Origin of the sequence: Succinimonas sp., from assembly GCF_045225735.1 — a bacterium.
Lineage (GTDB): Bacteria > Pseudomonadota > Gammaproteobacteria > Enterobacterales > Succinivibrionaceae > Succinimonas.
In genome coordinates, this window is record NZ_JBGVBR010000316.1 from 1 (window position 1) to 7,834 (window position 7,834).

A 7,834-nucleotide genomic window follows, 5' to 3' on the forward strand; every position below is an offset into this window, starting at 1 on the left:
ACGCTGCAGTCTGCTACTTCCGGCTCTGAGGCAGATACTTCATGGGATTTACCGTCTGTCCCCGGTAGCGGATCTCAAAATGCAATCTCACGGACTTGGCCTCGGAATCACCCATTTTGGCGATTACCTGCCCCCGGGACACCTGCTGCCCTTCCCGCACCAGAATAGAGTCGTTATGGGCATAGGCGGACAGAAAATCATCGTTATGGCTCAGGATTATCAGGTTCCCGTAGCCTCTGAGGGCATTTCCGGCATACACCACCTTGCCTCCGGAGGCGGCCCTGATATCAGATCCCCGGGCTCCGGAAATGTCGATGCCCTTATTGCCATGCTCCGAATTGGAAAAGCCTTCGATAATGCGGCCCTGAACCGGCCACTTCCAGCTGACGTTGCCCCGGGCCTGAGCCGGAATCCGGACATCATCCACGGCCCGGGTGTTTTCCTTCTTATTCCGGCTGCCGGAAACTGTCATATCCGGAGCATTGTCTCCCCGGGAAGCAGAAGCTGCAGAAGTATTTACGGGAGTTACCGGCTTCTGAGCGGGAGTGTTAACCCGGCCGGAATCCGGTTTTGCGGCAGTGTTTATGACCGTGGGCGCGGTGTTCCGGGAAGATGCGCTGCCGCTTCCGGCAGCGGCCACCGGCACCGGATTTTTGCTTTTGCGGCTCACCGCCAGAAGCTGTCCCACCATAATCGTGTAATTGGAATCAATGTCGTTAATGCTGACCAGATCCTTCATGGGAATGCCGAATTTCCGGGAAAGAGCGTAAACCGTATCGTTTTTCTGCACCCTGTGGGTTCTCACTCCCACCCGGGCGGGATCCAAAATCAGCCTCTGTCCCTTGTTGATATTGTAGGGCTTCTTAATATCGTTGATATACGCCAGGAGCTTCAGGTCAACGTTATTGGCAAAGGCCACGGAATACAGGGTATCCCCGGCGCGCACGGTATAGACGCCGTTCACCCCCCGGGCGGAACCGGCAGTGTCTCCGGTAAGATCCCCGGCTGAATAACCGGTGCCGGTATACGTGGTACAGGCCCCCAGGGACAATGCCATAAGTCCCGCCATGAGTCCCGTCTTAACCCAAAATACAGATTTGCGCAGCATTATTCAGTCCTTTGCAATTCAGTCCTGCAGCATGTAATAGCCGAAAACCGCCGTCAGAATAACCAGAGTCACCCAGCCTATGATGTCAATGTAGCGCCGGAGCTTCTGCTCCATTCTGGCACCGCCGATTTTGATAACCGCGGCAATCAGAAAAAATCTCAGTCCCCGGCCCGCAAATGATACCAGAATAAACGGTATCAGATGGAGCTGCCCGGCCCCCAGTCCCATGCTGACCTGCTGGGAGGCAATAAGGCCGGCTGAGATGGCTACAATTTTGTAGGGGAGCGGCGTAAAGGAACCGATAACAATAAACGCCACGCCATAGCTTTGCAGATATCCGGAGGCCCGGCTGAAGGTCTCCTGATAGTTAAACCGCGCCACGAGATCCTGAATCCAGGGATCGTAAAGATAATATCCGATGCCGTACCCCAAAACCGCCCCCATAACGGAAGCCGCGGTGGCCAGAAAGGCATAGTGCAGCGCCCGCTCCGGCCGGGCCAGACACATGGGAGCCAGCATGATATCCACGGGGATCGGCCAGAAAATGGATTCAATAAAGCTGTTTCCCGTCAGAAAAACCGGCGCCAGACGGTGCTTCGACAGGTTTATGCAATAATCATAGATTCCGGTAAATAACTTCATAGGCCCTGTGTCATACCATATCAGCCCAGCCCGTGAGATCGTCAAGACTGTTGTACGCCGTTAAATCAATATGGAGGGGCGTTACCGAGACATAGCCGTGCTCCACCGCCCAGAAATCTGTGTCCCGCTCCCTGTCCACCGGTTTTCCCTGCGGCCCCACCCAGTAAATGGGAACGCCGCGGAGATCCCGGGCTTCAATAATGCTCTCGGCATTCTGGCGGCGGCCCAGCCGGGTCACCATCATCCCCTTTATTTCAGACAGCGGCAAATCCGGAACGTTCACATTCAGGATCTGCTGTCCGGGGAGCGGAGTTTCCTCTATTTTACGGAGAATCCTCATCACAAAAGCAGCTGCCGTATCGTAATGGCGGGAGCCGCAGAGAGAAACCGCCAGAGCCGGATACCGGCAGCCCCGGCCCTCCATGGCCGCAGCCACGGTGCCCGAGTAGATGACGTCATCCCCCAGATTGGCCCCCTCGTTGATGCCGGAAACCACCACATCCGGCCGGGGCTTCAGGAGAGAATTCAGGGCCAGGTAGACGCTGTCAGTGGGAGTGCCTCTTACCGCCGTGAAGTTCTTTTTTAAAATTTCCTGCGTCCGGAGGGGATAATCCAGGGTAAGAGAATGACTGGCAGCGCTCTGGTTCCGATCCGGAGCCACCACAAAGGTGTCGGGGTATTCCGCGGAAACCGCGTCATAAAGCCGGGAAATTCCCTCTGCATAAACTCCGTCATCATTGCTTATGAGAATTCTCATAACGTCCTGACTAAATCCTTTAATCCCTGTAAATGAGCGTCACGGCGGTAACGGCAATGCCTTCCTTTCTTCCGGTAAAGCCCAGCTTCTCGGTGGTGGTGGCCTTAACGTTCACGGCATCCATATCAAGGCCCAGATCTGCAGCGATATTGACCCGCATTTCATGCTCATAAGGGGCGATTTTCGGGGCCTGGGCCATGATGGTTATATCCGCGTTGCTGATTTTCCAGCCCAGATCCTGCACCCTTTTCCAGGCATCCCGGAGAAGAATTCTGCTGTCAATGTTCAAAAACCGGTCATCATTGTCCGGATAAAGCCGGCCGATGTCGCCAAGTGCAGCGGCTCCCAGAAGAGCATCCGTAAGGGCATGAAGTACCACGTCGCCGTCTGAATGAGCGATAAGGCCCGTTTCATAAGGAATCTTAACTCCGCCCAGGGTAACCGGCCCCGCGCCGCCGAACTTATGCACATCAAAACCATGTCCGACTCTGAATATCATGCTGCTTCCCTCTTAGTCCATTTCCCGGTAAAAAAGCGTCCCCAGGGCCAGATCCTGAGGCTCGGTAATCTTAATGTTAAGGCTGGAGCCCGGCACCAGCAGGGGGTGATAGCCCAAAAACTCCATGGCCGAAGCCTCATCCGTCAGCGTCATGCCGGAGGCGGCGGCCTTCTCATAAGCGGTTATCAGAAGATCTCTTTTAAAAAGCTGCGGGGTAAGAGCCCGCCAGAGTCCGGCCCGGGGCACGGTGTCCGTAATGCGGTTTTCGCTGTCGCCGCGCTTTACCGTGTCGGGAATTCTTACCGCCAGAATGCCGCCGTTGTCATTCATAGCGAGATCCCGGAGTCTTTCCAGATCTGCCATCATAATACAAGGCCGCGCCGCATCGTGAACCATGACATATTCCGATGTGGCTGCCCGAAGCCCGGAAAGCACGCTGTCCCCCCTCTCTTTTCCGCCGGGCACCGTTACAATGCGGGGGTCGCCGTAAAGCCCGGTATCCTGAAAATACTGATCCTCCGGACTCAGAGCCAGAATGACCCGGCCCAGCGCTGAAAACCGGAAAATGCGCTTCAGGGTTTCCTCCAGGATGGTGCTGGAGGCAAAGGGAAGATACTGCTTGGGACACCGGGACTGCATGCGCTTCCCGACGCCGGCAGCGGGAATAACCACGTCAATCATGTCAGACATTTATTTTCCGGAGGCCTCCTGCCGGCTGGGAAAAATTACCCGGTAAAACACCTCTCCTGACTTGATCATGCCCAGATTGGAGCGGGCCAGATTCTCCACCGTGGGGGAACCGTCTGTTTTTTTCAGGGATTCAATGTCAACCTTCATCATGAGATTGCGCTCCTCCAGATTCCGGGTATATTCCTTTGCCTGACGAAGCTCAGCGGTCACCTCCTGGTAGCGTCTGAGACCATTGGGGCCGTGCACCAGCGTGTGCCCGAGATAAATAATAACCAGAATTAAAATGACATTAGTGTAGCGCATAGCATCACCCTGAAAGACCGGGAATATTATAATCCATGCCGCTCAGTTTGAACATGACAGGGGCGGAGATCCCGCTGATTCGCCGTCTGCTGCAGGCGCCGGACAGAACTGTTACAGAAGAACAGAAGCTGATCTCCGGACGCAAAAAAAAAAGACGCCCGAAGGCGCCTTTCTCAGCTTTTAGCTTGTCAGCTTTCTGAAAAACTCAGCGAAGCCGCGGATTACTGGCCCTTAACTGCCTTGCGGCCGGCATAAGGAGCCTTTTCAGAACCGAGCTCTTCCTCGATGCGGATCAGCTGGTTGTACTTGGCCATACGGTCGGAACGGCTCAGGGAACCGGTCTTGATCTGGCCGGCTGCGGTACCAACAGCGATGTCGGCAATGGTGCAGTCCTCGGTCTCGCCGGAACGGTGAGAAACGATGGCGGTGTAGCCAGCCTTGTGAGCCATCTGAATGGCGTCAAGAGTCTCAGAGAGAGAGCCGATCTGGTTAACCTTGATGAGGATGGAGTTGGCAATGCCCTTCTCAATGCCTTCCTTGAGGATGGAAGGATTGGTTACGAAGAGGTCGTCGCCTACCAGCTGGCATCTGCCGCCGATCTTGTCGGTAAGATACTTCCAGCCGTCCCAGTCGCCTTCGGCCTGGCCGTCTTCGATGGAGATGATAGGATACTGATCGCAGAGGTCAGCCAGGAAGTCAGCCAGCTGATTGGAGGTGAAATCCTTGCCTTCAGCCTTCATTCTGTAAAGCTTGGCTTCAGCGTCATAGAACTCGGAGGAAGCGCAGTCCATAGCCAGGGTAACGTCCTCGCCGAACTTGTAGCCGGCCTTCTCCACAGCTTCCTTGATGGCAGCCATAGCCTTGGCGGTGCCGGCAAGCTTAGGAGCATAGCCGCCTTCGTCGCCTACAGTGGTAGGCTGACCAAGAGCCTTGAGTACCTTGGCGAGCTCGTGGAAAATTTCAGCGCCCATGCGGATGGCTTCCTTAACGGTCTTGGCGCCAACAGGCTGAATCATGAATTCCTGCATGTCCATGGACCAGGCAGCGTGAGCGCCGCCGTTGATGATGTTCATCATCGGGAGAGGCATGGAGTAAACGCCGTGAGTGCCGTTGAGGTCGGAAATGTGCTCATAGAGAGGAACCTTCTTGGACTGAGCGGCAGCCTTGGCTACAGCCAGGGAAATGGCGAGAATGGCATTGGCGCCGAGGTTCTTCTTGAAGGGATCGCCGTCCTTGGCCAGCATAACGTTGTCAACAGCGCGCTGATCAACAGGATCCATGCCTACAATGGCCGGTCCCAGGATCTCGTTAACATTCTTAACAGCGGTAAGAACACCCTTGCCGCCAAAACGGCTCTTGTCTCCGTCACGGAGCTCGAGAGCTTCGCGAACACCGGTGGAAGCTCCTGAAGGAACTGCAGCGCGGCCCATGGAGCCGTCATCAAGATAAACATCAGCTTCTACAGTAGGATTACCACGTGAATCAACAATTTCACGACCAATTACCTTAGTGATCTTAGCCATTATATGTAAGTCCTTATGGAGGTTATAAAAAAGACTGCATGAGGCAGTCATCTTAAAAATCTGACAGGAAACGAGAGGCGTCATTACAGCAAGTACAGCAGCAGATACATTAAACCGCTCCTTCCTGACATCTGATTATAATGTCTCCATCCCTAAAAAACAACAAATTCGGGAATCAGACCGAAGTCCCCGGGATCCGGCCCGTCATGATAAAAAACCGGGCCTAAGCGCCCGGCAAAAACGTCTTTTTCAGTACGGCCGGCTCACGCCCGGCGTCCCTTTAATCTCCGACCTTCTGAATAAAAAGCTCGAAGGTGCCGTCGCCGTTTTCCCGGAAAGCCAGAATTTTATGGCCCTCCTCCTTCACGCTTCTGGGAACATTCTCGGCGGGTTCGCCGCTGTTAAGCCGCACCTCCAGAATCTGTCCGTCATCAAGCTCATCCAGAGCCACCTTGGTTTTTACAAAAGTAATGGGGCAGTTTACATCGGTGATGTCAATTTTGTCATCCGCGGTAATGTTTGCATCAGTCATGGTTTTCAGTCTCCTCAAGAATAACAAGATCTTCCTTTCTTACTGTTCTGCTTCCCTGAGCCCCTTCAATATGGAATCCGTTCAGCACCGGATGATCCTGTTCCGCCAGAGAAAGGATGAGATAGCTGGCCCGGGGATCATTGGCCAGTCTGATATCCTCCTCTGAAGGCCGGGAGGGACTTGCGGGATGGGAATGCCAGTTCCCCAGAGGGGCAAGTCCGGCTGCTCGCATGTCCTTAATGGCCGCAAGCTGCTCCCGGGGGTCAATGGAAAAGTGCTCCTCCGCATGATCCGTATTGGTCAGGATGTACACCCTTCTGATCTCCCGGACACCATCCGGACTATCAATGCCGGCCAGAAGCCCGCAGGCCTCCCGGGGACTTTCCGCGAGAGCGTGCCGGTAAATCCTGTCAAAGTCGGCCCTAAGCATGGTTATCTTCATACGCCACCCGAAATCAATGCTGCTTTAATTCGCAGACAGCCTGCTCATAATCATGAAGCTCGGTAATCACCGGATTCTCGGAGCAGACAGCGCAGCCGGCGCCCCGGGACGGCAGCTTGATCTTATGAAACTCCATGGTGAGGGCGTCATAGGTCAGGAGATAACCGGTAAGAAGCTCTCCCACTCCGGTAATATACTTAATGGCCTCCATGGCCTGCAGGGATCCGATAACCCCGCCCATGGCCCCGATAACCCCCGCCTGCCGGCAGGTAGGCACCGCATCCTTGGGGGGCGGCTCCTTGAAGATGCAGCGATAGCACGGGCTCTGTCCCGGGATCACCGTGGTAAGCTGCCCCTTGAATCTGATAATGCCGGCATGGCTGAAGGGCTTTTTGGCCATGACGCAGGCATCATTAATAAGGAACTTGGCCGGAAAATTGTCCGTGCCGTCAATGACAAAGTCATAGTCCTTGATGAGATCCAGAATATTGGAGCTGTTTACAAAGGTGTAACAGGTATTGACCTTAACGTCCGGATTTATGGCCCTCATAGTCTCAGCCGCAGATTCCGCCTTCCTTTTGCCGACATCGGCCGTGGTATGAATTACCTGCCGCTGCAAATTGGAGAGATCCACCGTATCAGCGTCAACAATGCCGATAGTGCCCACACCGGCCGCTGCAAGATAGAGAGCGGCAGGAGAGCCTAACCCCCCGGCGCCGATAATTAGCACCTTCGCTGCCAGAAGCTTCTTCTGGCCCTTGGCGCCGATCTCCTTCAGAATAATGTGCCGGGAATAACGCTCCAGCTGTTCATTTGTAAAGGCCATTACTGTCCGCCTCCCATGAAATACAGAAATTCCACCTCATCCCCTTCATTAAGCACATGAGTGTCAAAGGTATCAGACTTGATAAACTCGCCGTTTACCGACACGGTCACATACTGCGGGGTTTCCACATTTTCAATTTTAATGAGTTCAGCCACGGTAGTTCCCGCAGCCACTTCCTTTCTTTTTCCGGCAACAGTTATTATCATTTGCGGTTTTCCTTATATCAAAAATCATTAACATCAAAAGTAACAAAAAAGCTAAATCACATAGCACCACTCATCCCCGGGCTTTACCTCCTCCTTCCGGCGGCGGCTGTCCTGAGAACGGTATTCCATTTCGGGATTCTTTACCGTAACCCGGGTATCGGCCGGCACCGATGAGGTAATGAAGGTATTCCCGCCGATAATGGAGTTGGCGCCGATTACCGTTTCCCCGCCCAGAATGGAAGCACCGGCATAAATGGTCACATTGTCGCCGATGGTGGGATGCCTCTTTTTTCCCGAAAGCTTCTG

General features: G+C 54.3%; 11 protein-coding genes and 1 pseudogene. All 12 read right to left on the reverse strand.

Annotated features, from left to right (window positions below; all coding sequences use genetic code 11):
* Nucleotides 1–13: 13 nt before the first annotated feature.
* A complete protein-coding gene (locus tag ACJROR_RS11285; protein WP_406547138.1) occupies nucleotides 14–1,108 on the reverse strand; it encodes a peptidoglycan DD-metalloendopeptidase family protein in 1,095 nt (364 codons plus the stop codon).
* A gap of 18 nt (nucleotides 1,109–1,126) precedes the next feature.
* Entirely contained in the window at nucleotides 1,127–1,750 is a 624-nt protein-coding gene (locus ACJROR_RS11290) for a YqaA family protein (protein WP_406039293.1), read from the reverse strand.
* A 10-nt stretch (nucleotides 1,751–1,760) separates the two neighbouring features.
* Nucleotides 1,761–2,507, reverse strand: coding sequence for a 5'/3'-nucleotidase SurE (surE, locus tag ACJROR_RS11295; protein WP_406039291.1), 747 nt, complete (start codon nucleotides 2,505–2,507; stop codon nucleotides 1,761–1,763).
* A 19-nt stretch (nucleotides 2,508–2,526) separates the two neighbouring features.
* Nucleotides 2,527–3,003: a 2-C-methyl-D-erythritol 2,4-cyclodiphosphate synthase gene (ispF, locus tag ACJROR_RS11300; protein ID WP_406039352.1), complete on the reverse strand. Its 477-nt coding sequence runs from the start codon at nucleotides 3,001–3,003 to the stop codon at nucleotides 2,527–2,529.
* 15 nt (nucleotides 3,004–3,018) lie between these two features.
* Nucleotides 3,019–3,696 carry a 2-C-methyl-D-erythritol 4-phosphate cytidylyltransferase gene (gene ispD, locus ACJROR_RS11305; protein ID WP_406547139.1) on the reverse strand — a complete coding sequence of 226 codons (678 nt, stop codon included), beginning with the start codon at nucleotides 3,694–3,696 and terminating at the stop codon, nucleotides 3,019–3,021.
* Nucleotides 3,697–3,999, reverse strand: coding sequence for a septum formation initiator family protein (locus tag ACJROR_RS11310; RefSeq protein WP_406547140.1), 303 nt, complete (start codon nucleotides 3,997–3,999; stop codon nucleotides 3,697–3,699).
* A gap of 221 nt (nucleotides 4,000–4,220) precedes the next feature.
* Nucleotides 4,221–5,522: a phosphopyruvate hydratase gene (eno, locus tag ACJROR_RS11315; protein WP_406039283.1), complete on the reverse strand. Its 1,302-nt coding sequence runs from the start codon at nucleotides 5,520–5,522 to the stop codon at nucleotides 4,221–4,223.
* A 280-nt stretch (nucleotides 5,523–5,802) separates the two neighbouring features.
* Nucleotides 5,803–6,054, reverse strand: coding sequence for a sulfurtransferase TusA family protein (locus ACJROR_RS11320; protein ID WP_406039281.1), 252 nt, complete (start codon nucleotides 6,052–6,054; stop codon nucleotides 5,803–5,805).
* A complete protein-coding gene (locus tag ACJROR_RS11325; protein ID WP_406039279.1) occupies nucleotides 6,047–6,496 on the reverse strand; it encodes a M67 family metallopeptidase in 450 nt (149 codons plus the stop codon). Before ACJROR_RS11325 ends, ACJROR_RS11320 begins: the two co-directional genes overlap by 8 nt.
* Nucleotides 6,497–6,509: 13 nt before the next feature.
* Entirely contained in the window at nucleotides 6,510–7,322 is an 813-nt protein-coding gene (locus ACJROR_RS11330; protein ID WP_406547141.1) for a HesA/MoeB/ThiF family protein, read from the reverse strand.
* On the reverse strand, nucleotides 7,322–7,528 hold the full coding sequence (gene thiS, locus ACJROR_RS11335) for a sulfur carrier protein ThiS (RefSeq protein WP_406039275.1): 207 nt from the start codon (nucleotides 7,526–7,528) through the stop codon (nucleotides 7,322–7,324). The genes ACJROR_RS11330 and thiS overlap by 1 nt, the downstream gene beginning before the upstream one ends.
* A 51-nt stretch (nucleotides 7,529–7,579) precedes the next feature.
* Nucleotides 7,580–7,834, reverse strand: a pseudogene (locus ACJROR_RS11340) (serine acetyltransferase); the annotation flags it as partial.

Excerpts from the sequence above, each read along its gene's own strand:
- ACJROR_RS11285 (WP_406547138.1), bottom strand. The coding sequence starts at position 1,108 with ATGCTGCGCAAATCTGTATTTTGGGTTAAGACGGGACTCATGGCGGGA.
- ACJROR_RS11290 (WP_406039293.1), bottom strand. The coding sequence starts at position 1,750 with ATGAAGTTATTTACCGGAATCTATGATTATTGCATAAACCTGTCGAAG.
- surE (WP_406039291.1), bottom strand. The coding sequence starts at position 2,507 with ATGAGAATTCTCATAAGCAATGATGACGGAGTTTATGCAGAGGGAATT.
- ispD (WP_406547139.1), bottom strand. The coding sequence starts at position 3,696 with ATGTCTGACATGATTGACGTGGTTATTCCCGCTGCCGGCGTCGGGAAG.
- ACJROR_RS11310 (WP_406547140.1), bottom strand. The coding sequence starts at position 3,999 with ATGCGCTACACTAATGTCATTTTAATTCTGGTTATTATTTATCTCGGG.
- eno (WP_406039283.1), bottom strand. The coding sequence starts at position 5,522 with ATGGCTAAGATCACTAAGGTAATTGGTCGTGAAATTGTTGATTCACGT.
- ACJROR_RS11320 (WP_406039281.1), bottom strand. The coding sequence starts at position 6,054 with ATGACTGATGCAAACATTACCGCGGATGACAAAATTGACATCACCGAT.
- ACJROR_RS11325 (WP_406039279.1), bottom strand. The coding sequence starts at position 6,496 with ATGAAGATAACCATGCTTAGGGCCGACTTTGACAGGATTTACCGGCAC.
- ACJROR_RS11330 (WP_406547141.1), bottom strand. The coding sequence starts at position 7,322 with ATGGCCTTTACAAATGAACAGCTGGAGCGTTATTCCCGGCACATTATT.
- thiS (WP_406039275.1), bottom strand. The coding sequence starts at position 7,528 with ATGATAATAACTGTTGCCGGAAAAAGAAAGGAAGTGGCTGCGGGAACT.